Annotated in this window: 19 protein-coding genes, 1 tRNA gene and 2 pseudogenes; 6 read left to right on the top strand and 16 right to left on the bottom strand. The window is 61.6% G+C overall.

Annotated features, from left to right (window positions below; all coding sequences use genetic code 11):
• Positions 1-106: 106 nt before the first annotated feature.
• Entirely contained in the window at positions 107-277 is a 171-nt protein-coding gene (locus tag J6525_RS38590; protein ID WP_176937075.1) for a hypothetical protein, read from the bottom strand.
• Between the two features lie 360 nt (positions 278-637).
• Here J6525_RS38590 and J6525_RS38585 point away from each other — a divergent pair, with 360 nt between their 5' ends.
• Positions 638-850 carry a hypothetical protein gene (locus J6525_RS38585; RefSeq protein ID WP_225648552.1) on the top strand — a complete coding sequence of 71 codons (213 nt, stop codon included), beginning with the start codon at positions 638-640 and terminating at the stop codon, positions 848-850.
• Positions 851-1,246: 396 nt separating this feature from the next.
• Here the strand turns inward: J6525_RS38585 and J6525_RS38580 are convergent, their stop codons facing one another.
• The 3 genes and pseudogenes from J6525_RS38580 to J6525_RS38570 all read right to left on the bottom strand — a co-directional run bounded on the left by J6525_RS38580 (position 1,247) and on the right by J6525_RS38570 (position 2,125).
• Positions 1,247-1,399: a hypothetical protein gene (locus J6525_RS38580; protein ID WP_176937076.1), complete on the bottom strand. Its 153-nt coding sequence runs from the start codon at positions 1,397-1,399 to the stop codon at positions 1,247-1,249.
• 1 nt (position 1,400) lies between these two features.
• The gene (locus J6525_RS38575) at positions 1,401-1,610 is read right to left on the bottom strand and encodes a hypothetical protein (RefSeq protein WP_225160057.1); all 210 of its coding nucleotides are present in this window, start codon (positions 1,608-1,610) and stop codon (positions 1,401-1,403) included.
• Positions 1,611-1,708: 98 nt separating this feature from the next.
• A pseudogene (locus J6525_RS38570) lies at positions 1,709-2,125 on the bottom strand (hypothetical protein).
• A 364-nt stretch (positions 2,126-2,489) separates the two neighbouring features.
• On the opposite strand from J6525_RS38570, the gene J6525_RS38565 reads away from it, so the two are divergent.
• The 3 genes from J6525_RS38565 to fabF all read left to right on the top strand — a co-directional run bounded on the left by J6525_RS38565 (position 2,490) and on the right by fabF (position 7,860).
• Entirely contained in the window at positions 2,490-3,608 is a 1,119-nt protein-coding gene (locus J6525_RS38565) for a glycoside hydrolase family protein (RefSeq protein ID WP_225648551.1), read from the top strand.
• A 301-nt stretch (positions 3,609-3,909) separates the two neighbouring features.
• Positions 3,910-6,219 carry a tetratricopeptide repeat protein gene (locus J6525_RS38560; RefSeq protein WP_225648550.1) on the top strand — a complete coding sequence of 770 codons (2,310 nt, stop codon included), beginning with the start codon at positions 3,910-3,912 and terminating at the stop codon, positions 6,217-6,219.
• A gap of 378 nt (positions 6,220-6,597) precedes the next feature.
• The gene (gene fabF, locus J6525_RS38555) at positions 6,598-7,860 is read left to right on the top strand and encodes a beta-ketoacyl-ACP synthase II (RefSeq protein WP_225648549.1); all 1,263 of its coding nucleotides are present in this window, start codon (positions 6,598-6,600) and stop codon (positions 7,858-7,860) included.
• An 85-nt stretch (positions 7,861-7,945) separates the two neighbouring features.
• Here the strand turns inward: fabF and J6525_RS38550 are convergent, their stop codons facing one another.
• The 4 genes from J6525_RS38550 to J6525_RS38535 form a co-directional block, all read right to left on the bottom strand.
• Positions 7,946-9,043: a radical SAM protein gene (locus tag J6525_RS38550; protein WP_225648554.1), complete on the bottom strand. Its 1,098-nt coding sequence runs from the start codon at positions 9,041-9,043 to the stop codon at positions 7,946-7,948.
• 210 nt (positions 9,044-9,253) lie between these two features.
• Positions 9,254-9,649 carry a hypothetical protein gene (locus tag J6525_RS38545; RefSeq protein ID WP_225648548.1) on the bottom strand — a complete coding sequence of 132 codons (396 nt, stop codon included), beginning with the start codon at positions 9,647-9,649 and terminating at the stop codon, positions 9,254-9,256.
• A gap of 528 nt (positions 9,650-10,177) precedes the next feature.
• Positions 10,178-12,961 carry a UPF0182 family membrane protein gene (locus J6525_RS38540; RefSeq protein ID WP_225648547.1) on the bottom strand — a complete coding sequence of 928 codons (2,784 nt, stop codon included), beginning with the start codon at positions 12,959-12,961 and terminating at the stop codon, positions 10,178-10,180.
• Between the two features lie 216 nt (positions 12,962-13,177).
• Positions 13,178-13,270, bottom strand: a tRNA-OTHER gene (locus J6525_RS38535).
• A gap of 99 nt (positions 13,271-13,369) precedes the next feature.
• Here J6525_RS38535 and J6525_RS38530 point away from each other — a divergent pair.
• Positions 13,370-14,755: a tyrosine-type recombinase/integrase gene (locus tag J6525_RS38530; protein WP_225648546.1), complete on the top strand. Its 1,386-nt coding sequence runs from the start codon at positions 13,370-13,372 to the stop codon at positions 14,753-14,755.
• 195 nt (positions 14,756-14,950) lie between these two features.
• Here J6525_RS38530 and J6525_RS38525 read toward each other — a convergent pair whose 3' ends face one another.
• The 4 genes from J6525_RS38525 to J6525_RS38510 all read right to left on the bottom strand — a co-directional run bounded on the left by J6525_RS38525 (position 14,951) and on the right by J6525_RS38510 (position 19,405).
• Positions 14,951-15,682: an ATP-binding protein gene (locus J6525_RS38525; RefSeq protein WP_225648545.1), complete on the bottom strand. Its 732-nt coding sequence runs from the start codon at positions 15,680-15,682 to the stop codon at positions 14,951-14,953.
• Positions 15,683-15,990: 308 nt separating this feature from the next.
• Entirely contained in the window at positions 15,991-16,395 is a 405-nt protein-coding gene (locus J6525_RS38520; protein ID WP_225648544.1) for a host attachment family protein, read from the bottom strand.
• A 42-nt stretch (positions 16,396-16,437) separates the two neighbouring features.
• Positions 16,438-18,306: a Na+/H+ antiporter NhaA gene (gene nhaA, locus J6525_RS38515; RefSeq protein ID WP_225648543.1), complete on the bottom strand. Its 1,869-nt coding sequence runs from the start codon at positions 18,304-18,306 to the stop codon at positions 16,438-16,440.
• A 31-nt stretch (positions 18,307-18,337) separates the two neighbouring features.
• Positions 18,338-19,405, bottom strand: a complete 1,068-nt coding sequence (locus tag J6525_RS38510) for a sensor histidine kinase (RefSeq protein WP_225648542.1) — start codon at positions 19,403-19,405, stop codon at positions 18,338-18,340.
• Between the two features lie 527 nt (positions 19,406-19,932).
• Between J6525_RS38510 and J6525_RS47670 the strand changes: the two are divergent.
• Positions 19,933-20,013 (top strand): annotated as a pseudogene (locus J6525_RS47670) (hypothetical protein); the annotation flags it as partial.
• 76 nt (positions 20,014-20,089) lie between these two features.
• Here the strand turns inward: J6525_RS47670 and clpX are convergent.
• From clpX to J6525_RS38485, 4 genes are all read right to left on the bottom strand, one after another.
• Positions 20,090-21,379, bottom strand: coding sequence for an ATP-dependent Clp protease ATP-binding subunit ClpX (gene clpX, locus J6525_RS38500; RefSeq protein ID WP_225648541.1), 1,290 nt, complete (start codon positions 21,377-21,379; stop codon positions 20,090-20,092).
• Positions 21,380-21,386: 7 nt separating this feature from the next.
• Positions 21,387-21,608 (bottom strand): DUF6894 family protein, encoded by a 222-nt coding sequence (locus J6525_RS38495; RefSeq protein ID WP_225648540.1) that lies wholly within the window; start codon positions 21,606-21,608, stop codon positions 21,387-21,389.
• Positions 21,609-21,816: 208 nt separating this feature from the next.
• Complete coding sequence (locus J6525_RS38490; protein ID WP_225648539.1) at positions 21,817-22,125, bottom strand: hypothetical protein; 309 nt, start codon at positions 22,123-22,125, stop codon at positions 21,817-21,819.
• A 328-nt stretch (positions 22,126-22,453) separates the two neighbouring features.
• Positions 22,454-22,915: a winged helix-turn-helix domain-containing protein gene (locus J6525_RS38485; RefSeq protein ID WP_225648538.1), complete on the bottom strand. Its 462-nt coding sequence runs from the start codon at positions 22,913-22,915 to the stop codon at positions 22,454-22,456.
• Between the last annotated feature and the right edge of the window lie 466 nt (positions 22,916-23,381).

The following is a 23,381-nucleotide window of genomic DNA, read 5'->3' as shown; positions in this document are numbered from 1 at the left end:
TTGCACCGGGATGCTACGGGAAATTGTCCCACTGTAGGAATGGAGCCATGCAAGGCCACTTGCGCAGGGTGGCCTTAATCTCCCGCGTCGCTGAGTAGCGGACTTCCTAGGTTGAGGCCTTCATGGTCCGCTCGACCTCATCAGCTAGCTCCCGGTGGCGTGCCGCCAGCTTGGCAAACAGCTCTTTCTTTGTCGGATTGGTCGCCAGCTTGCTGATCAGCTCGCACTCTTCCGCTTCGACGCGAAGCTTCTCTAAGTGCGCCTGCATGTCCTTCATTTTGGGCTCCCGATGCCGAGACCATATTTGTGGAACTCATGCGACGCGTCAACCGTGCGCTAGATGCGAATGCCGGCGGTGTACCGTCGGGCGCTCAGACTATCGGGCGCTGTCCTAGTTAGGACACTCGCAGAGGAGAATTAGGACACCCTGCATCCAACCCTGGATGCCTACGCTTGATCTGGGTCAATTATCGCCACCATGAGCAAGCTCTCTTCGTGGAATGGTCGAGGAGCGGCATGCTGCGCATTTGCCTTGGTTCGTCACCGAGCCAGGTCAAACCGACGCGCTCACGTTGGGCATGGGCGTTTTCCTAGTCCTGTTCATGGGGTTGGAATTGTCCTATTCTGCATCCTGTGCATGCCGACGCAAATGGTGCCGGCGGAGCAGAAGACTAAAGCCACATTCGTTGCGACGCTTTGCGTGCTCGCCATGTTTCAGCCCGGCACCTTCTTCTGGGTTGGGGCCGTGCTGGTCGCGATGGCTGACATTCCCGACTTCACCCCGGTATTCCACCGGATCGCAGACGCCGTGAGGCGGATCGAAAGGCGACGGAAGGGCGCCCCGCGTTAAGCATCCGGACGATTTATTTACCTTTGGTTTACGCAAGTTAATTGACTGGCTCACGCTTTGGCTCGATCATCCGGGCACTGGGCAGGGCGGTTTCATTAAGGACAATTTTTTGAGGCCCAGAGGGGCTAGCCCGATTACCGACAGCGGCGGCTCGGCAAGCAATGGGAATGAGGAACGGCCTCAGCACTGCCTCCAAGGGTGCTGGGGCCGTTTCTTGGGGTATCAGACTTGGCCGCCGTTGTTGTCGGCATGCTTGGTTGAAGTCCTGCGCGCGCCCTGTCGATGAACGCAGGAGCGCCAGCGCCAAGATAGAAAGCTGTGATCGCGCCATTTGCGTCAGGGCCACGGGAATGACTCGAGCCAGCCCTGATCCTTGGCGTACTCCAAGCCGGCCCACTACTCAGCCGGCGTCGCCTTGTCCTGGCAGAGCATCGGATAGTTGATCTTCTCGATGTAGATCCGGCCGTCCTGGATCGGCTCGAAGGCGCGGGCGTGCTCCATGATCCGGCGCGCGGCTTTCTCCGGGTCGGAGTAGGAGCGGTCAGCCACTTTAAGACCGGGCCAGATTGGCAGGTCGCCTGCCTTCGGGATGCTTGTCGATTGTCCGCTTCGCTGCAGCGATCGCTTCCTGAGTGCGTTGATAGGTCATTGTTCTGATGGTCTGGCCGCCGGCGATCGGCGTGACTTCGACCAAGAACCCACCGCCGGGTTGCTCGATAATCACCAATCGGTGCGCTAGATATTCAAGTTCATCCGTCACGTTAGTGAACTCGTTCTGGATTTCGGAACAAGCGGGTAAGGCCTGGAATGTTCCAATGGTGAGGTGGGATTTTGGGCGCAGCATGCTCTGCGACGGTGTCAGCGCTCTCCCGGCCACCAGGTTGAGGGCGGGTTCATGGCGGAGATCTTAGTCGTCCGCAGTACCACACCACAAGATGGCAGCGCTTGAACGGGTAGCCGGAGCGTCGCGAGCACAGCTTGCAGCGCATATAGCGCTCCAGCTCGTGGATCGGCGTCAACTTCGGCCGCCTCACGATATCGAGCGCGACCGTCTGATGCGTTTCGCAGCCGAGGCACTTCACTTCGAGGTAGCGGAAACCGGCGTTGAGTGCATCGCCGAGCGCGGCGACGGCTGGGCGGGCCCCTGAAAAGCGAGCATGCGGGCGTTCCATGCCCGGCAGGCCGCACCATCCGCCTCGAGCCGAGCCTCCTTGGCGCGCTCGGCCAGATGCCTGACCGTCGTCCGAACAAGTACTCCCGAGATTTAGAGCCCATGCTGGTCACAAAAGCCGGATTCTCCTGTCGTTGCAAATTCCCAAGATATGGTCGCGCGGAACCGGTGCTGAGTACCGAAATCAGGCCGGTCAGTCGTTGTACTGGTTGCAGTCCGCGGCAGCGAGTCGATCGTTGTGCAATACGATCTGATCTCCGCCGCGGCAGCGATTTCAAGAAGACTCTGCAGCGTCGCGTCATCGACGGCGAGTCCTATCGGCAATTGAATCCGCCGGCACGTCCTGCGCGTCTCAATCCGGAATCAGTTCTACTTTCAGAAACAAATTTCCGGGCGAAACGGGCGCCCGAGTGTGTCATCACAGCGGAATTGTTTGCTCGATAGACGGCACGACCCAGGATAAATTTCATGATTGTGCGGGGACTTCTTTTTGTCATCCTCAGCATTTTTCCGGGCGGCGCAATTGCCAGAAGCTGGTTTCTCAATGGCCTCGGAAGCAGCGGCATTTATCACATCTGGGAGTTCGGCGACGACGGCCTGGTGTCGAGCCTGACGCCGGCGCTGTCGCCGCCCGATGGCGTTCTTCATTTGGCGTGGCCATCCGCGATCGCGCCGGATGCGCATACAAGGCGTCTTTACGCGTCAGCTTATACGACGGGCTGGTTTCAGCTGCGACTCTGGACGTCGACCAACGAAGGAGCCTGGATCCCGCAAGGAATCGCCTTTCAGTCGGACGCGTCCGAGCCCGGCGGGATCGGCCCGGCGCAGGTGGTGTATGAGCCCGGAGCAGCCGAGCCGTACATGATCTATTACCTCGACCGCGCGTCGAAGCAGATCAAGCTGGCGACCAGCGTCGACGGCATGACGTTCACGCGCCGTGGCGCCGTGATCACGCCCTCACTGCCCGAGGAAGCGTCCGGGCTGTCGATCAGCTATGCCTGCCGGCGCGCGAACGGCGAGTATGTCATCTTCTATCACGGCTACTACAACAACACGCAGAATGCGGTCGCGCTGGTTGCCACGGCAGATAGCCCGCACGGCCCGTTCACGAAGAAGACCATCATTGCGCGGCCCGACGGTTTTGCATCGACGCTTTCCGCGCACCGTCTCAATGCCACCGCCACCGCTGATGTCGCGGTGCCGCTGGGGATTCCCCTGCTGGTCGGTGGCGGCACGGCAAGACAGGAGGCCAACGTCGCAATCAAGCAGGACGAGACGACGATCTGGTTCGAGCGGCCATTCGTGTTCGATCACGTTTCGGACCGTCTGGTTTCGGTCTCGCGAAACAAGGTGGACCTGTCCTACGCCCAGGAGCAGCCGGACGGCAGTTGGCGCGGAATCTTCTCGCTCTACAATCCAGACCCTAACGTCGCCTCGGAATATACGACGGAGGGCAGCGCCCTATCCCTGACCGCGCCATGGTCGTATGCGAGAACCGGGTTTCGTTTCAAGCCATGGTATCGCGGCGGCGAAAATTCGACCGAGAACCCGACGCCGCTTCTCAGCAACGACGCGTGTTCGAGCTAGAATGGCAGGCGCATCGTGAGCGCCGGCCTTGATGCTCCGGACGCCCCCGCTTCCGTCGTGACCGTCCACGGGTTCGGCTGCGGCTGACGAGGCAGCCGCCGGGCTGACCGAGGACCATCCGCTTCGGCCCGACTATTGGTGGAGTTGTTCCTGGAGCTGTTCCTGGAGGCCGTTGCGCAATCGAGGGCGATCTGCCAGTTTTCAACCTTTAATCAACGGGCGATCCATATCGCGGGCACAGGACGCGACATGTCCGCCGGCGTGAGCCAGGACCCGGACACGGAGCGCGTGAAGACGTCTGATGCCCGAAACAGGTGAATCTCAAAAATCCAGCGAGACCGCCTTGCAGCGCGCCTTCGCGCAGGCTGTCGCGCTGCATCAGCGGGGGCAGCTCGCGGCAGCAGAAAAGATCTATGAAGACATGCTCCGGCAGCAGCCGGACAACTTCGATGCGCTGCATCTGCTGGGCCTGATTTCGGCGCAGACCGGCCGCAGCGAGCGCGGCGTCGACCTGATCCGGCGCGCGATCAGGCTCAACGGCAACGTCGCGGACGCGCACAGCAACCTCGGCAACGCGCTGCGCGCGTTGCGTCGCTTCGACGAAGCGCTCGCGAGCTTCGATGTGGCGATCGCGCTCAAGCAAAACCTCGCGCCGGCGCTCTACAATCGCGGAATCACGCTCGCGGAGCTTGGACGCCACGAGGAGGCGCTCGCAAGCTTCGATCGCGTGACCGCGCTCGTGCCTGACCATGCGGATGCCCATCGAAACAGGGGCGCCGCGCTGAGGAAGCTGCAGCGGCTAGATGAGGCGCTGGCGAGCCTGGACAGGGCGATTGCACTCAAGCCCAACGATGCCGGCGCCCACAACGATTGCGGCAACGTGCTCAACGACCTCAAAAGGTTCGATGATGCGCTCGCGAGCTACGACCGGGCGCCGGGAATCGCCGGCGCGTGCTACAATCGCGGCAACGTGCTGATCGAACTGGATCGTCTCGAAGAGGCAGTTGCAAGTTACGACAAGGCGATCGCGCTGCGGCCCGACTATGCCGAGGCCTACAACAACCGCGGCTCGGCGCTGTTCAGGCTCAGGCATCACGACGCGGCGCTCGCCAGCATCGACAAGGCGATCCAGCACAAGGGCGACGATGCGGCTGCCTACGCCAACCGCGGCAAGGTTCTATCCACGCTGGCGCGCCACCACGAGGCACTCGCCGCCTATGACAAGGCCGTCGCGCTCAAACCGGACCAGGCGGAGATCGAAGGCTATCGCCTGCACGCCAAATCCCACATGTGCGACTGGACCGACTTTGACGCCGAGCGCGACCGACTTATCGAGTCGATCAGGACTCGGAACGCGACGACGCCGCCATTCCTGTTTTGTAGCGTTCCTTCATCGACCGCCGACCAACTGCTATGCGCCACGCGATGGACCGCGAAGAATCATCCGCCGTCCGCAAGCCAGCGCTGGCGGGGCGAGCGCTACGATCACGATCGAATTCGCATCGGCTATTTCTCGTCGAATTTCTGCAACCACGCGACATCGCTCTTGATGGCAGGGATGTTCGAGTGCCACGACCGGTCGAAATTCGAGACGGTGGCAATCTCATGGTCGCCCAGCGACCCCTCGGAGATGCGTCGACGGCTGGAGGCGTCGTTCGATCGATTTGTCGAGGTGCGGGACATCAACGACGATGAGGTCGCCGACCTGATCAGACGATTGGAGATCGACATCCTGGTTGATCTGAAAGGCTTTACCGGGGGATCCCGCACCAGAGTCCTTGGCCGCCGGCCCGCCCCCATCCAGGTCAATTATCTGGGCTATCCGGGAACACTCGGCGCCCCGTTCATCGACTACATCATCGCCGATCGCATCGTGATCCCGGATCACCATCGCGAATTCTACAGCGAAAAGGTGGTCGCCCTGCCCGACAGCTATCAGGCCAACGACGACAAACGCGTCATTGCCGATCGCGTGTTCTCGCGCGGCGACGTCGGGCTGGCGCCGACCGGCTTCGTGTTCTGCTGCTTCAACAACAACTACAAGATCACGCCTGACATGTTCGATCGGTGGATGAGGATTCTCGGCCGTGTCGAGGGCAGCATGTTGTGGCTCCTCGAAGCCAACGCCGACTCTGCCGCAAATCTGCGCAAGGAGGCGGTCGCGCGTGGCGTCGCTGCGGAGCGCCTTGTGTTCGCACCGCGCATGTCGTTGCCCGACCATCTCGCACGCCATCGCCTCGCCGGCCTGTTCCTCGACAGCACTCCCTACAATGCCCACACGACCGCCAGCGATGCGCTATGGGCCGGCCTGCCGGTGCTGACCATTCTCGGCGACACGTTTGCCAGCCGGGTCGCGGCGAGCTTGCTCCATGCGGTCGGCCTGCCCGAGCTTGTTGCGGAATCGCCGGAGGCTTATGAGCGCATGGCGGTCGATCTTGCGACCGATCCTTCGAGGCTCGCGGCGCTCAGAACCAGGCTGGCGGCCAACCGGCTGACGGCGCCGTTGTTCGATACCAAACGTTTCACCGGGCATATCGAGGCCGCCTATACGGCGATGTATGAGCGTCACCGCGCGGGCATTGCGCCGGACCATATCGTCGTCCCGGCGTGATCGTTGCTGGCTAGTGTCCCGAATCCGAAGTTCGCATCATTTGCCGCACCTTCGGAGCGAACTTCGGATTCGATAAGGACACTAGCAAACTATAATTCTAGTGTGCTTTATGAATGCGAAGTTCGTGAAAGTGGCTGCCGCGAAATCGCACGAACTTCGCATTCTGCACACTAGCTGCAATCGCTCATCAGCCCCTTGTTCCGGCCTCGAGCGGCCACGTCCCCACCGCCAGACGAACGGAGCGCTGAGAGCGAAGTCAATCCCTTGACGGCCGGCCGGTCGAGACAATAGATGACAACCATCATATAACGACCCGGCGCCCGGGCAGGTTCGAATCCCGGCCATGCCGGTTCGCACCAGGGGCGCAACAGGAGAGCCATGCGTCGAATTGTTGTGACGGGCCTGGGGACGGTGTCGCCGCTGGGCTGTGGCACCGAACTGGTGTGGTCGAGGCTGCTGGCGGGGCATTCCGGGCTTACGGCATTGCCGGAGTGGGCGGCCGCGCTGCCGGCGCGCGTCGCGGGACAGGTTCCTGACAAGGCCGGGGATGCCGAGGGCGGGTTCGATCCCGATTCCGCGGCCCCGCGCAAGGACCAGAAGAAGATGGACCGGTTCATCCTGTTCGCGCTGCTGGCCGCGACTGAGGCCGTGGCGCAGGCCGGCTGGATGCCGGCCGAGGCGCTTGCGCGGGAGCGCTCCGCCACCGTGATCGCATCCGGGATCGGCGGGTTTCCCGCGATCGCGGACGCGGTGCGCACCGCGGAGAAGAGCGGCCTGCGCCGGCTGTCGCCGTTCACCATTCCATCCTTCCTGGCCAATCTCGCGGCCGGGCACATCACCATCCGCTACGGCTACAAGGGTCCGATCGGCGCGCCGGTGACCGCCTGCGCCGCGAGCGTGCAGGCGATCGGCGACGGCGCGCGCCTGATCAGATCAGGCGAAGCCGACGTTGCGATCTGCGGCGGCGCGGAGGCCTGCATCGATCCGGTCAGCCTCGGCGGCTTTGCAGCGGCGCGGGCGCTGTCGACGTCGTTCAACGACACGCCCGCCCGGGCGTCGCGGCCGTTCGACCGCGACCGCGACGGCTTCGTGATGGGCGAAGGCGCTGGCGTGCTCGTGATCGAGGAGCTCGAACACGCGCTTCGGCGCGGCGCGAAGCCGATCGCCGAACTCATCGGCTACGGCACGACGGCGGACGCCTATCACATCACCGCAGGCCCGGAAGATGGCGACGGCGCCCGGCGCGCGATGGAGGCGGCGCTGCAGCAGGCCGGGCTGCGGCCCGGCGAGATCCAGCATCTCAACGCGCATTCGACATCGACGCCGGTCGGCGATCTCTCCGAGCTCGAGGCGATCAAGCGCGTGTTCGGGCGCGCGGGAGGAATTGCCGTCAGCGCCACCAAGTCGGCGACCGGACATCTGCTCGGCGCCGCCGGCGGCATCGAGGCGATCTTCACCATCCTGGCGCTGCGCGATCAGGTCGCGCCGCCCACGCTCAATCTGGAGAACGCCGATTCCGCAGCGCAGGGCATCGACCTCGTCGCGAACGTCGCGCGGCCGATGGCGATCGAACACGCGATCTCGAACGGTTTTGGATTTGGCGGCGTCAACGCCAGCCTGGTGTTTCGACGGTGGTCCTGAGACGGTCGGGCTTTGCGCGCAATGGACAGCTACCGCGCGTGCCGCGTCATCTACAAAAGCGGAACTGCCGATTGATTCGAATTGCCTAACCGTCCGCCGCTGCGTTGCGCACGCCAATCCGTTCCCCGTCCTGCTTGCGGACGTAGAGATGACGTTCCAGCACGGATTGCATGTTCTCGAACATCGAATAGAGATCGTCGCAATAAACTGACGGATTGTCGAAACCGTTCTTCGTGGAGAAGCGGTGCGGAAGATAGCCTCCGCCGCAGGCGTTCATGAACTTGCACTGCCGGCATTTCTCGCAAAGATTGACTGACGCATCGCGTGCGGCCTTCCAGCGCGGCTCGGTCCTGACGTCGTCGATCGCGTGATCGAAGATGTTGAACCGCGTATTGGTGAAACCGTCACCCGCAATGCGCAACACGTCGTGGGCCTCCACCGTGCCGTCGGTCATGACCGTGCAAAGCTCGACCGGCTTGTGGCCGACACCTTCGGTCGGCGCGTTGTTGCCGATCAGGGCCGCGACCATGTCGGAAATGATGCGGACATTCGATGTCGGCCTCGTGCGATTGGCTTCCAGCCACAAGTCGAAAAGGCCGTTATAGAACGGGGCAATGGACGACGGCTTCTCGTCCACCGTCGCATCGGGAATCATGATGTCGTAGTTGGCGATGCCGCACGCCGCGAAAAAATCCGCGTACTCCTTTGGCGCGTAGGCCGGGTTGCAAACCGCGAGGGCGATCACGCCGATGTCGCGCGATACCAGCATGCGGGCGGCACGTTCCACAGCGGCATGGGTGCCGGTCCCCTGAAACGTCTTGCGGTGAGCGTCGTGAATATGTGCCGGCCCGTCGATACTGATCGCCACCGAAATATTGCGGGCCTCGAAGCAGTCGAGCCATTCATCATCGATCAGGACGCCGTTGGTCGTCACCGCGATCGGGATCTCGCAGCCGGTCCGGGATGAAATGCCCTCGCAGCCCTCCGCAAAACGGTGAAAATTATCGACGCCCCAAAGCAGCGGCTCACCGCCGTGCAGGATCACGGGAAAGTCGACGAGGGAGTATCTGGCGACGTGCTGTTCGAGGCGCAGCAACAGCTGCTGCAGCACCTCGGCACTCATCAGCTTGGGCTTGTCATAGACGGCCGCATCGCGAAACCAGTAGCAATAGGAGCAATCGATGTTGCACCCGCCGCAACCTTGACCAGCAACTGCGTGATCGGCTGCTCCTGGAACGCGACGGAATTTGAAGCGTCAACCGACATGCGGATACCAGCAAGCTGCGATCGGGCTAGATCATGATGCGTTTCCACGGAACCGCATCATGATCTCATCTGTTTGTTTGAGCATGATCTTTTCGGAAAACCGGTTTCCACTTTTCCGGATCATGCTCTAGTAGCCCCTGACGAAGCCACCTCGCCGGAACGCGCCTGCTCCGGGATAATATCCGCCGGCCCTGCGAAATGCGCCGGCGCCCGGATAGTAGCCGCCGCCCCTGCGAAAGCCGCCCGCATAGGGCCCCCTGGCAAAGGCCCCGCGCCTGAAATAGACCTGAGTTGCCTGAGGCTGGCCGGAAATTACCCCCAGCTGGAAGCCCTGTACGTCTTGAGGGCTCTGTTCTTGCAAGCTCTGTTCCTGAAAGCTCTGTTCCTGAGCGCCCTGTTCCTGAAGGCTCTGCTCGCGCACACCACTCAGCAATGCGTCGATACCCTGATGATCGCTTTCGATTGTCGCACCCGGCCCGTGCAGTTGCAGCAGGCTCGCCAAGACCGTCAGCGTAATCGCCATCGTTGAGCTCCTTTTCGCGATATCGCAATCAAACGAAATGTCGGCGCGTGCCTTACGCCGGTCGAGCAACTGAAAGTATAGCAGCGGATTTGCAGCGGAGTCTAGCTATCGCGTCTGCGCCGATCAGGTGCGCAACAGGTGAACGACCAGGGCACGCTCTCGCGCGAGCCCGTTCCGAAAGACCTGCGCAATCGTTCACGAATGTGATCGCGGCCAACGGCACCGCAATCTGAATCGGGAGCCGCAGGCATGCGCTCGAAATGGCCGCTTTTGCGTGCCGAAGCCGGTCAGTTCCGGGTTTGCGGATGAGGGCTCAATGGCGCGCCAATCGGAACGAAACTGCGAACTCTATGTGATTGAAATTGCAATGCGACCTTTAACAATACCCGATTGAGGCGTGCGTCCGCACTCACAATTCCCCGAGCCCATTGGACGCGATGACTTTTCTTCGAATCGTCATCCCGCTCTGGCCCTTTGATTTGACACGATCTTTTCGGACAACCACTACACGCTTTTCCGGATCATGCTCTAGTGACCGGCGGAGCGTCGGTTCATTTCCTCAAGGGGCTCGCGCAGGGCATCGAACTGGGTACCGAAACCTTTCCAGTCTCCAGCCTTCAATCGCTCCATCGCCTGATTGTAGTGATCGAGCGCCTGCTGCGCCGGGCTCGCCGACCCGCCCGCAGGGGACACCGTTTCCGTTGCGTTTGAAACCGCCGGCACCGCACCGGGCTCCGCGAACAACGCGGCCAGGGCGTCAGCGAGCGTCTCCTTCATCACGACGTGCTCACCGTAGGCCGCGATCACGCGTTTCAGCTCCGGCAGGTGTCCAAGCTCGGCGCGCAAATAGAGCGGCGAGACATAAAGGATCGAGTTCTCGATCGGGATCACCAGCAGGTTCGCACCGCGTATCACCCGCGAGCCCATCTGATTCCACAGCGTGAGTTGTTGCGAGATCTCGGTATTCTGATTGATCCGTGCCTCGATCTGAAACGGCCCGTAGACAAGTTTGTCCTTGGGGAACTCGTAGACAATCAGCTTGCCGTAGTCGGGGGCGTCGCAACGCGCCGCGAGCCACGCGATCATATTGTCGCGACGGCTCGGTACCATGGGAAGCATCAGGAAGAACTCGGCCTGCGGCTCGCCGGGCAGCCGCATGATGATGTAATAGGGGGTCATCACCGAAGTGCCGTCGCCGCCCGGCTGTCGCGGAAACTGCCAGAAGTCCTCGCGGTTGTAGAATATTTCGGCCTGCTCCATGTGGTAGGTCTGATACAGCCGCGCCTGGATCAGGAACAGATTCTCCGGATAGCGGATATGCTTCTGCAAATCCGCCGGCATGGCCATGAACGGTTTGAACAGGTCCGGGAAGATGCGCTGGTAGGTCGCTGCAATGGGGTCGCTTGGGTCGATCAGGTAAAAATCGACCGTCCCGTTATAGGCATCGACGACAATTTTCACCGAATTCCTGATGTAGTTGAGATCGAGCTCCGGCACGGGCTGCGCTGAGGGGAAATAGGAGCTCGTGGTGTAGGCATCCTGCATCCAGAACAGCCGACCGTTGCTGACGACCAGATAGGGATCATGATCGAGCCTGAGGAATGGGGCGATCGTGCGCACCCGTTCCGTAATGTTGCGCCGGATCATGATCCGGCTGTCGGCCGTGATATAGCTTGAGAGGACCAGATTCGCGTCGTTGAAGTAGTAGGCGAACAGCGTTCTCCATCCCAATGCTCCGATCGGCACACCGCCGCTGCCGTCATAGGCCGCATAGACGTTGTCCTTCCCCTTCGGATAATCGAACTCCGGGATGCTGGCCTTGACGATGACGTAGTCGTCGCTCTCTTCGCCGAAATAGATGCGCGGTTCGTCGATCCTGGGGCCACCGTCGGCAACGGGCGGAATATCGCGCAAATAGAAGAACGGCAGTCCTTCCGTGCTCTTGCGGGTGACCGGGCTCATCACTGCGCCGTTGCCGTGCGTAAACAGCACGTGGCGGTTGACCCAGGTCTGGGCGTTCGCCGGCAGCAGGGAGGCCCGGAGTTCGCGGGCCGAGAGCATCACGCTCTGGTAGGAGCCGTCGAGCCAATAGCGATCGACGTCAAGATCGTGGAATTTGTAATAGGTACGGATCTCCTGCAGCTGCGCGTAGGTATTCGACAGCGGCAGCCAGTCCCACAGCCGGATGTTGTCGATGGTCGCCTTGTTCGCTTCCAGCGTCTTGAAGGTCAGCCTCTGTTCAGCGGCAAACGGCTTGGTTGCGATCCGGTCGAGATTGTAGGCCTGCCTGGTGAGCGCAATGTTGCGTTCGATGTAGGGCTTCTCCAGCTCCAACTCCGTCGGCTTGACGACGAAGTGCCGAAAAAGCGAAGGGACGAGGCTCGACAGCATGACAGAGCCGACGCCGACGAGGATGAACGCGGCGGCAAGAAGCCGGTAGGTGCACGCCCGCAAATTGGCCCATGCGATGAGCGCCGCGATGATCGAAAGCCCGATCATCAACCACAGAGCCGGCAGCCCCAGATGGACATCGGTGTAGCTCGCCCCGACCACGACACCATTGTCGCCGTAGAGCAGCAGATAGCGGTCGAGCCCATAGGACCAGGCTTTCACCGCGAACAGAAGGCCAATCAGCGCCGAGCCATGCGCGATCACCGTCGGCGAAATTGAACGGTTGTGAACATCGTATTCGATGTCGCCGCGCACCCAGTAGATCGCTCCGGCAAACAGCGCGCCCAGGATAATTGTCAGCAGCATCCAGTTCTTGATCGCGATATAGGCGGGTAGCGAAAAGAGATAGAACCCAATGTCCTTGTTGTAGAGCGGATCCTGCGCACCGTAGGGCACGTGGTAGAGAAACTGCAGGAAGATGTTCCAATTGCCGACTTCGCCTGCGGCAACCAGCACGGCGAGCACGCCCGCACCGAGCGCGACAAACCGCGGCCGGGCTAATTGGTCGCGCAGCTCTACGAACGGATCGGGCGGCGCCGTAAAACCGGCGACCTTCCCCGGGGCGACTCGGTTCTGTAGCGGCTGCTGCATGGCAAACAGCACCGCCAGGACTCCGTTCAGCGAGAGGACGACGGTGGTCACCGCGAAGACGGAGAGAAAGACGATTGCCTTGGCGCCGATCGCCGTCAGGAAAACCTGTAGGTAGCCGATCGATGAAAACCACAGCCAATCGACCAGGAAGTCGCTCGCGAACGAGAGCAGGATCAGGCAAATCGTGATGACGATGGCCGCAACGATCAGCCTGACCACGCCACTTTGCCGTGATCCTTTCCGGCCGGGTCCGGTAATCCCGATCGTCATGGCTTCATCATAGCGGAAACGAGGGACGCCCGCCGCTTGTTTCGTGGTGGGGATTGCCCGCCAAGGCGCGATGAGGGCTCGAAGCTGCGTCACCGGGACGCAAATGAGCACAAGGCGGCAACTGCTCAGGCGGCCGGCGTGATCAATCAGTCGTCGAGCAGGAAAGCTCCCGGCGAATGGAGCCGTATCGTAAAATGTCGTGGAATAGCGAACATTTGGCGCTCCCTAGGGGAATCGAACCCCTGTTTCAGCCTTGAGAGGGCCAAATAATGGGTCCGTCTTCGTTCGCCACTGTTCGCCAATATCTAATTATTTCAATAGCTTGCGCAGCCACAATCCGGTATCGTTCGCCGACGTACAGGGTCGTATATTCAACGGATATTCGACGTATAAGCATGCGAGAAACGAATGTCGAAGACACTCACCGAGGCTCAGGTCACGACGGCTAAAGCGCGCTCCAGGCTCGAGCTTGGCGTGCATTGGCGTCGCCTCGATGCGGAAGCGCATCTGGGCTATCGCAAAGGAAGACAGAGCGGCGTTTGGTTTGTCCGCTGGCGTAACCACCACGAAGGCGGCAACTACAAGCAGGAGCCAGTCGGCGTCGCCAACGACGTCAATGACAAGCCCGTCGACTGGATTCTGACCTTCGAACAGGCCGTGAGAACGGCACGGGAGGCCGTAGCTCTAGCCAGAACAGAAGCCGCGTCGCAGGCGGCGGGCCCGGCTCCTACCGTGCGCTCGGCCGTGGAATCCTACGTCAACGAACGCGACGCTAGAGAAAGACGCCGAACAGGTCGCGACATCCGGTCCGACGCCGGCACCAAGCTGCGGCGCTATGTTCTTGGTCAAGAAAAGCGCGGCATTCAGGAAGCTGCGGAAGCCGCCCCTCTCGCATCGGTGCGTCTACATGCCTTGAAAGAAGACGACTTGATAACGTGGCGTGAGAGTTTGCCGCAGGACTTAAAGGTCACGACCAAGCAGCGGTTCATGAATGACCTCAAGGCCGCACTAAATGCAGCGTGGCCGCGCCTTTCCGCAGATCGGAAGAAGCTAAACCCGACATTCCTCGCCATTGTGAAGGCCGGCTTCAAAGCCGAGCGGATCGATGATGATGATGATATGTCGGTTGCTCGGGATAACCAGATTCTCACAGATGAGCAGGTTGGCACCATCCTTCAAGCTGCGCGTGAAGTCGATCAGCAGCAAGGATTTGATGGCGACCTATATCGGATCGTCGTATGTCTGGCCGCGACCGGCGCGCGGTATGCCCAGGTCAGGCGAATGCGCGTCGGCGACGTGCAGGTTTCGGCACGGCGTCTGATGGTGCCGGGCTCCTACAAGGGGCGCGGCGGCAATGGCGGATCAGACCCGGTCCCAGTGGGCGACGATGTGATCGAGGTGCTCTTGCCCGCGATCGCTGGGCGGCCAAGCGATGCTTCTCTTTTCGAGCGATGGATCCATGAACAGGAGCCAGGGGGCATCGCGTGGAAGAAGTCTGAACGCGGTCCGTGGAAAAGAGCCGAACTTGCACGACCCTGGAAGGCCATTCGCGAGCGCGCCGGTATGCCGGAGGTGATACCCTATGCTTTGCGGCACTCAAGCATCGTGCGCGGTCTCCGAAAGGGGTTGCCCATTCAGCAGGTCGCCAAACTGCACAACACCTCAGTCAAAATGATCGAGCGGCACTACGCGAAATACATTGCAACCGCCTTGGAGGACCTCGCAAGGGCCGCGGTCGTATCCCTGGTACCGGCGAGTGATGGAAACGTGGTGCCGATGGCAAAACGCGCGTAAGAGATCATCCTGCGGTCTTGATCGAATTCATTCATCTGCTGGCGCCGGTATCGCACGCGTTAGATGCGGTTTCTCCTTCTCGAACACGGCAGTGGCTTGAGCTCTGCGCGCCACGTGTTCTTCACCGCGAAATGCGTCCTCCGACCCCACGTTCGGAAGCTACGGTTTGCGCGGCGACCTGGGGTACCCGTCTTTTCATAGATCAATGCCGGCGTCTTCGGCTCTTGCGACCTGGAACCTGCGAGAACGACGCACCTTCCTTCGCTTGAAGACGACATGAGCTGCGCGGGCGGCATGTTGCTCGGATTCAGTCAATGGGAAGGTGAGAAGGATGGAAGCCCCTTCGGCGGCGCAAGACGCATGAACGCGGCCACCCAAACTACTGGCCAACCCGCCGACGATTGTTAGCCCGCGACCGCGCACAGTGAGGTCAGGTGCCGAGCCATTGTCAGAGACCGCGCACCTTACGACGTCACCTGCAAGCAGCAGCTTCACTTTCACTTCCGGATGTCTATCGTCGAACCGAGCATGTCGTGCCACATTGTTGAGCAGCTCAGATACGATCAACCCAAGCTTCCAGCAGCGTTCGCCCTCCAGCCGCAAATCATCCGCCGAACACACGAGACGTATCCTCTGCCGGTCCAGTCGGTATTTTGTGATGGAGAAGCAAAGACGCTGGAGGTACCTTGCGGCGTCCGTCAGATTCCCAGGATCGGGCGTGCGTAGTGCCTTGTGAACATCAGCGCAGCCATGCAGGAGGTCTACCACATCGAGGAGCGCGGCCTTAACTGCCGCGTCATCGGACCTCACCGCTTTGGCTGAAATCGTGCAGATAGCGTTAGTGAGCTCGTTATTTACTCTGTGGTTGAACTCACGAAGAAGCAACGATCCATCGGGATACGGTAAGGGTGCAATGTGCTTTGTCATTTCGGGCTCCAACGATCTTTCTCTCTGGCACCTGCCGCAGGACCAAGTGGGGAGCAATATAACCCCACGCCGCGGCGCTCCAATTCGGTCTCTATCGCGTCAAAGAGGATCTCTGCTGGCACTACTGCAAGACTCGTATAGAAGATGCTCGGGCGCGTCAGGCGACTAGGTATTCGGTCATGCGGAGGCTCCTTCAATGCGAGATGCCGGTTAGTCGCGTGAGAGATTGGAACGTGACACCGAGCAAGCAGAAGAACCTTGCTTCCTCTTGATGCTGCTTAGAATGCCAGAGGCAGCCCAGAGGCGCGTCAGGCGTTGGCGATCAATGAGGCGATGTCCTCGAGCGGACGCCGGCTGAAGTCCTTCGCGAACTCGCCCATGATCTTGCCTCTCAGATCGCGGTGGAAGTGCCTGCGCATCTCCCCCAGGGTCCTGGGATCGGAGACAATGACCAGGTGTTTTATGGTCCCGTCCAGGCTGAGCTTGTTCAGCAACGCCGCCGTAGCTGCCGCGAAGTCGTCCTCGTCGAGCCGCCTGCCATCGGGGTTGGCAGAGCCGGTGTGATGGCGCGCCCCCGAGCCTGAGTGGGCGGGGGCAGGCGGAGCCGCCGTGATTTCGACCAAATGCACCCCAGGTTTCACGCCCGAATTGCGGAACAGGCGGACCGTCTCGCCGTCAGCGACTGCTACTGTCGTCCCGGTAGGTAGAATCATCGAAAGACCTCCTGTTTGCGATCCCGCATAAGTGCCGGCGGGCTATGATATTTGCATGCTGGCGCTCTGCGGCGCCTCTTCGATGAGGTCCTGACGCGAAGCTCCCCAGAGCAGGGCAGTCCCAACAACGGCCGAAAGAATTGACGCGGCGAACACGGCGATCTTGGCGGCCGAGAAGTCGGGAGCGCCTGGAAACGCCTGCCCGGCGATAAAGAGCGACATCGTGAAGCCGATGCCAGCGAGGGCTCCCGCCCCGGCCAACTGCCGCCACGTGTACTCTGCCGGCTTGACGGCTATGCCTGCGCGCACGGCCGCGGCAGCCGCGAGGAAGACGCCGAGCGGCTTTCCTATGGCGAGGCCAGCGACGATTGCGGCCATGAGCCAGGCATGCCCAACTAAGACGCCCGGATTGATCGCCACGCCCGCATTCGCCAGTGCGAAGATCGGGAGGACAGCAAGGCTCGACCGCGCGCCGGCGTGCCGCAGCAGCCGGTCGGCGGGCGATTCAAGTCTGTCGTAGATTTCGTCGAGCGCGTGCAGCGCCGGGGTGGAGGGGCCGTGCCTGAGAACCTCACCCTCGTGCCGGGCCTCGGAGGCGATGATGGTGCTGGCCTGCGTCATCAGAGCAGCCAGGTTGGCAGGCGGGCGCGTCGGAACGAACAGCGCCAGCACTACGCCGGCCAGCGTCGCGTGGAGGCCGCCCGCGTAGACGAACGCCCACAACGCGACGCCCAACAGGATGTAGGGCGAGAGAAGGTAGACTCTCGACCGGCTCAGCAGAGCCAGCGCAACGACCACCGCCGCGGCCGCGGCCAGGTAGCCAGGGTGGATATCGCCGAAGTAGTACACAGCGACGACGACGATCGCACCAATGTCGTCGACGATGGCCGCTGCGGTGAGGAAGATGCGCAGCTCGACGGGAACGCGGGCGCCCATCACGGCGATCAAGGCAATCGCGAACGCCGTGTCGGTCGCCATCGGAACGCCCCACGCGCGCGACCACGGCCCCGTAGGGATGACCAGCGCATAAAGAAGCGCCGGCACGATCATGCCGCCGAGCGCGGCGGCGATCGGAAGCGCGGCGGAGCGGCGGCTTGCGAGGTGGCCGACTGTCATCTCGCGCTTCACTTCCAATCCCACGACTAGGAAGAACACCGTCAGCAGGCCGTCGTTGACCCAATGAAGGATGGACATCTGAAATGCTGCGTCACCCAAGCTCACGCCGAGTTCCTGGCGCCAGAGCGCCTCGAACGCCGGCCCGATCGGCGAGTTCGTCAAGACGATCGCCGCCACGGTCGCGAGGACCAGTAAAATGCCGGCGGACGGGCCCCAGCTCGCGAAGTCCAGGGCTGCCGTACGGACGCGGTGGCCGAGCGTGCCAAGCATCGCGTCGACGAGAGAACTCTCGTCCCAGGGTCCGTCGTAGCGCCGGCGGTTGATATAGAAGGCCGGGGTGAATCTCACCCCGCTTGCGCGTGAGCTTGCGACGTCCGCCTCCACCCTCGCCCTCGCGCGCCGCACGGCGTCGCCCTCGCCGAGCGCGAAGTTGGCGTTCACGCCAAGATCAGCGGCCACCGCGACGAGGTCGTCCTCTGTGAGCTGCATCGACCTCGTCATCAGCTTGACGTGCGCGGACCAGAACGCCTCGGGCGTCTGGGCAAGCTCAGCGAGCTCGGCTGCCCGAAACGAAAGGCTGTTGTCCGTGAGCGGCCTGTGGCGGAAGGCGTAACAGACGCGGCCGCCAAGTTGGTCGCGTGCTTGCGCGATGCGCTCGTTGGCGGCCCTGCAGTGCGGGCACGCGTAGCTGCCGTACTCGACGAGCGTGATCTCGGCATCGGTGGGGCCGAGCACGTGGTCCCTCTCTTGGTCGACCGGACGGTCGAGGCGGCCGGGCGGGATCATGAGCTGCATCGCTGAACCGATCTCCAGGTGTTCGCGCGGGCTACGAATTCGGCGCAGCCGCCGCTGGGTTGACGACGTGGAATACGCCGCCGTTGGATGACGGCGTGTACGCGATCTCCCCGCCGACGATCCTGCTGGGAAGCCCAGTTGCGAGCACGCGCCGGAGGAAGAGGCGCACCAGCGTGCCGCCACCCCGCTCGCTCTCTATGTAGACCGCGCCGCCTCGTCCTTCGGCGAAGCGCTGGACCTGGAGGAGCCCGAGGCCAGTGCCGCTGCCCGCGGCCTTTGTGGTGGAGTACGGGGTGAAGGCCTGCGAGAGAACCTCCTCGGGCATGCCTTCCCCGTCGTCGGCGACGATGATCTCGACGAATCCCCAAGTCGCACCAGCGGAAGGTTCGACGTTCCGCGCAGCGACGGTGATCGCTCCGCCCCCTGGCATAGCATCGGCTGAGTTTCGGCAGAGGTTCAGCAGCGCGAAGTACAGCTCCTCCGGGTCAGCGTTGAAGTCCCACAAATCAGGGGCGATATCGGTGCGGACCGTGATGTCGGGACGCAACGCCTGGTCCAGCGTGCGCGCCAGCGCTGCAAGGCGGCTGCCTGCGGCGAACCCGCCGGTCGATTCGGGGCATGATCGCGCAGCGTCGAGAAACTGACGGCTTAGCAACGCTCCTCGCGTGATCGCGTGCTGCATCTTGCTGACGATGGCCTTTCGGTATGCGGCGTCGCTCGGGCATTCGAGCAGCCGCAGGCCACTGCCAATCACAGCGACAAGGTTGTTGATGTCGTGGACGACGAACTGCGCCACGTCGCCGATCGCCATCGCCCCCTCCGGCCCGCGGGAGGAGAATACGCCACGCGTGTCGGACGGAGGGGCGGTCCAGCACAGTATCCCGGAGATCTCGCCGTCGCGCCCGACGAGCGGAATCTCCACGCACCGGGACGCGATGAGGCCGCTGCCGTCATCGCGGACGCTCCGCACCGTCGCGCTGAATGCGCGCGGTACTCCAAGCGCGACGCCGGCGTTGTCCGCGAGCACGACGACATCCTCCAGCGGACGGCTCTCGACCACGCGGGGGAAGGAAACGTCGGGTGTCTCTTTGATCTGCATGTCGGACCTCCTGGTTTGCGATCGTTCAACGGAACGCCGACTTTGGCCCGTACACGAGGGCGGGCGACGACAGCGCGAAGATTGAGTCTATGACCGTCTAAAGGAAAATCACCTCTCGCCATGGAGTCGATAGCCGACCGTTATCGGAATAGCTCAGAGACGCTTGGCGCGCCGCGGCGAATCTCCATCCGTCTTATGCTCCACGACTGGGCTTCCACACTCGTCGATTCAAGTGTCCCCTGCCCATCCGATCCGGCGCCGTTGCCCAACGGCCCTGAGGAGGGGCGGCCGGTCCCCGGGGGGAAGGACCGGCCGCGGGCGAACACGGCGAAGGGAGGGATCGCCGGGCGCCGAGACCTTGGGAAGCTGTCCGCCTCCGTGATGCAAATTGGTATCCGACGAGGAACGTCGGCACGAGTGAAGCAATCCAAATCTCCGCAAATCGCGCCAAATGCGTACGCTAGTGGATCGACCACGTTTCGCTATGAGAGGTTGCGCGCGAGCAGCCTAGGAAGGCGACGTCGCTGATGTCGATCGAGACCGGCAGCCTTTCGGCTGCGGCGCGCCAATTGAAAACGCCACGGCCAACGGTCAGCCGTAAGGTCTTCGAGCTTGAGTCCCACCTGCGGACGAAACTGTTCAACCGGTCGAGCCGCAAGCTTGTCCTTATGAGGCAGGAAGCTCCTATTTTGCCGCGTGCAAGCGGATTCTCATGGCGCTGCCTTCCACCGCGCGGTCGGAACGGTCCGCATAGATGTAGAGCGGACACGCCGTGCCTTCCACGATTTCGCGGGAGATCACGACCTCTTCCACACCTTCCAGGCCCGGCAGGTCGAACATGGTCTCGAGCAGAATGCTCTCCAGGATCGAGCGCAGGCCGCGCGCGCCGGTCTTGCGCTCGATCGCCTTGCGGGCAACCGCGCCAAGCGCCTCGTCGGCGAAAGTCAGCTCGATGTTCTCCATCTCGAACAGCCGCTGGTACTGCTTCACCAGCGCGTTCTTCGGATCGGTCAGGATCTTCTTCAGCGAGGTCTCGTCGAGGTCCTCCAGCGTCGCAACGACGGGCAGACGGCCGACGAATTCCGGGATCAGGCCGTACTTGAGCAGGTCTTCCGGTTCAACGTGACGGAAAATCTCGCCGGTGCGGCGGTCCTCCGGCGCGAGCACCTGCGCCGCGAAGCCGATCGAGGTCGAGCGGCCGCGCGCGGAGATGATCTTCTCGAGGCCCGAGAAGGCACCGCCGCAGATGAACAGGATGTTGGTGGTATCCACCTGCAGGAACTCCTGCTGCGGATGCTTGCGGCCGCCCTGCGGCGGGACCGAGGCCACCGTGCCTTCCATGATCTTCAGCAGCGCCTGCTGGACGCCCTCGCCCGACACATCGCGGGTGATCGAGGGGTTGTCCGACTTGCGGCTGATCTTGTCGATTTCGTCGATATAGACGATGCCGCGCTGCGCGCGCTCGACGTTGTAGTCGGCGGCCTGCAGCAGCTTCAGGATGATGTTCTCGACGTCCTCGCCGACATAACCGGCTTCGGTCAGCGTCGTCGCGTCAGCCATGGTGAAGGGCACGTCGAGGATGCGGGCCAGCGTCTGCGCGAGCAGGGTCTTGCCCGAACCGGTCGGACCGATCAGCAGGATGTTCGACTTCGCGAGCTCGACGTCGTTGTGCTTGGTCTGATGGTCGAGGCGCTTGTAGTGATTGTGCACCGCGACCGACAGGACCTTCTTCGCATGGCTCTGGCCGATGACGTAATCGTCCAGGACCTTGCAGATTTCCTTCGGCGTCGGAATGCCGTCGCGCGACTTGACCAGCGAGGTCTTGTTCTCCTCGCGGATGATGTCCACGCAGAGCTCAACGCACTCGTCGCAGATGAAGACCGTGGGACCCGCGACCAGTTTGCGGACTTCGTGCTGGCTCTTGCCGCAGAACGAGCAATACAATGTATTATTGGAGAGTGGCTGAACTGCCATGGCGGCCTCAATTCGGCTTGCCGAGCACGAAAGCAAAGGGCACAACGAAGAGCGTATCGTTCCGATCGTCGCTGACATGCATGACCCAGTCACGCCAATCCTCGAGGCTGAGTTCGCTGGTGAAGGATTGCACGACATGGCTCGCCTCAGCGAGGTCGTCCACCACGGCGCCGCGGCGATCTGCGAAAACCTTCTTCGTGTTGGAGCGGTAGAAATGGCCCTGGGTCATGCTCAACCTCGCTGGAATGACACTTCCACGGGGCACAACGAGGCGCTAGCGTCAGAGCTGTCCTCAACCGGACGGCCCGAAGATGGGAGCGGTGACGCCGTGATGATCTGAAACCACATCCATGTGGTTATGAGCGGGAAGATAATCATCTGCAAACCTCTTGCATCGCATTGTCATTGTCATTGTCATTGTCAGAGAATAGTGAAGGTCAGCTGACGCATTTCGTCGCCAACAGGTGTTTGAACGCGTTAATCACGGAATCGAGCGCAATCAACATCCGCGCGCCCTCGACGCGGCCAGCAGCGGCTTGCCGCAGCATCACGGAATCATAAGATGAAGCGGCGTAGGCGCGACAAGTCTTCTGGTTGTCGGCCGCGTTATCGGGCTTGCCGGGTAGAGTCGCCGAGACCGCGCGAGCGGCGTAAATATCCTCGTTTAACGTAGACGCCGCCGCAAGCCTGGGAATTGTAGATGCATTGATCAGAGCAGAAACGATGAGAACAGTGATTCTCCTCATGAGCGGACTCCAGAACGCGAGTTGTCGAGAGGAGGCTTACATTTGTGCCGGCCCATCTTCTATTGCGCGTAGGCTGTTCAGGGTACGGCTGTAGTTGCCGCCACATAAACATTGGCTTAGAAACGGCGAGTGACGGTTTCGGATGGCGACGGAGGGGCCCCGCCCTCGCCCTAAGAACTCACGAACAACGGCAGGATTGTCGCCAGCCAAATGCGGTTCGCGAAGCTCCAGGAGCTGACCGAATATTCGCTACAGTAAACGGCTGCTCCGCTATTGTCGCGAGCAGGGTAATGCCTCACCGAATTTTTCCATGGTTCGCCGGTTGCGCTCAATTCTCGTGAGCCGACATAGCGACTGAGGCGACGAAACAGTAGCCGCGTCCTGGGATGTTGACGATGAAGCGATTCCCACCCTGACCGTCACGCAATGCGCGACGCAGCGCTGACATATGAACCGTGAGGTTGGCGGGCTCAACGAAAATGTTGGGCCAAACGCGAGCCATCAGATCCTGCTTGCTGACCAACTCTCCGTGGCGTTCGAGCAAAGCAATCAGAATTTCCAGAGCGCGACTTCCGAGAGGCACGGGCTTGTCGCCTTCGAGCAAAAGGAACTGCGCTCGAAGAAGGCGAAACGGTCCGAACGAAACTTCTGTTGGCCTTGCGCCCGCTGGTTCGGTTCGTTTCTCGAAGTGTGGCTTGGCCGCATTCGGACGCTGAAGGGCGCGTCCGACATCAAGCTCCGGTTCGAGATGAAACTGCTCCAACCGTTCGAAAGCTGCACTCGATCGCATAATGACCTCGCTTGCTTTGCCAGGGCTAATCCCCACAAAGATGCTAGTTATCCGTAATAATCTGGCGATTTGGAGTGCTACGAGCTATTCGACGCGGGTGGCAGCAACGACAGATTTGGTTGCGTTGCCTAAACTAAGATTTACAAGCCGGGAGAGGGCTTCGAAGACCGCGCATCTGCATGTCACTTGGCGATCGATAAATCGGCGTATAACAGGCAGTAGCCAAAGTCGGTATGCGAACCTCCCTTCGTACAATCGCGCAATACTGACGTACGATAGAGTCGGCCGCCCCTCTGGAGTAATGATTCAATCGATGCTGACCGCCAGTGCATAGCAGCCCGCTCTTAGTTTGCCCTGGCGCTCAGAGATGAGAATCGCAGCGGAACCGGACCCCGCGAGCCGGCAGTTGCAAGAAATGGTCGGCGGCGTAGCGCCCGCCGGCCTTTTTCTCCTGGAATGCTTTGCA

The organism is Bradyrhizobium australafricanum, from assembly GCF_020329495.1.
Classification (GTDB): Bacteria; Pseudomonadota; Alphaproteobacteria; order Rhizobiales; family Xanthobacteraceae; genus Bradyrhizobium; species Bradyrhizobium australafricanum.
Note: the sequence above shows the minus strand (reverse complement) of the source record. Positions and strands in the feature narration are given on the sequence as shown.

Coding starts and splice junctions, on each gene's coding strand:
- J6525_RS38490 (WP_225648539.1), bottom strand. CDS start 22,125: ATGAGGAGAATCACTGTTCTCATCGTTTCTGCTCTGATCAATGCATCT.
- J6525_RS38540 (WP_225648547.1), bottom strand. CDS start 12,961: ATGACGATCGGGATTACCGGACCCGGCCGGAAAGGATCACGGCAAAGT.
- J6525_RS38525 (WP_225648545.1), bottom strand. CDS start 15,682: ATGACAAAGCACATTGCACCCTTACCGTATCCCGATGGATCGTTGCTT.
- J6525_RS38585 (WP_225648552.1), top strand. CDS start 638: ATGCCGACGCAAATGGTGCCGGCGGAGCAGAAGACTAAAGCCACATTC.
- J6525_RS38485 (WP_225648538.1), bottom strand. CDS start 22,915: ATGCGATCGAGTGCAGCTTTCGAACGGTTGGAGCAGTTTCATCTCGAA.
- J6525_RS38510 (WP_225648542.1), bottom strand. CDS start 19,405: ATGCAGATCAAAGAGACACCCGACGTTTCCTTCCCCCGCGTGGTCGAG.
- J6525_RS38590 (WP_176937075.1), bottom strand. CDS start 277: ATGAAGGACATGCAGGCGCACTTAGAGAAGCTTCGCGTCGAAGCGGAA.
- nhaA (WP_225648543.1), bottom strand. CDS start 18,306: ATGCAGCTCATGATCCCGCCCGGCCGCCTCGACCGTCCGGTCGACCAA.
- J6525_RS38560 (WP_225648550.1), top strand. CDS start 3,910: ATGCCCGAAACAGGTGAATCTCAAAAATCCAGCGAGACCGCCTTGCAG.
- J6525_RS38565 (WP_225648551.1), top strand. CDS start 2,490: ATGATTGTGCGGGGACTTCTTTTTGTCATCCTCAGCATTTTTCCGGGC.
- fabF (WP_225648549.1), top strand. CDS start 6,598: ATGCGTCGAATTGTTGTGACGGGCCTGGGGACGGTGTCGCCGCTGGGC.
- clpX (WP_225648541.1), bottom strand. CDS start 21,379: ATGGCAGTTCAGCCACTCTCCAATAATACATTGTATTGCTCGTTCTGC.
- J6525_RS38530 (WP_225648546.1), top strand. CDS start 13,370: ATGTCGAAGACACTCACCGAGGCTCAGGTCACGACGGCTAAAGCGCGC.
- J6525_RS38495 (WP_225648540.1), bottom strand. CDS start 21,608: ATGACCCAGGGCCATTTCTACCGCTCCAACACGAAGAAGGTTTTCGCA.
- J6525_RS38545 (WP_225648548.1), bottom strand. CDS start 9,649: ATGGCGATTACGCTGACGGTCTTGGCGAGCCTGCTGCAACTGCACGGG.
- J6525_RS38520 (WP_225648544.1), bottom strand. CDS start 16,395: ATGATTCTACCTACCGGGACGACAGTAGCAGTCGCTGACGGCGAGACG.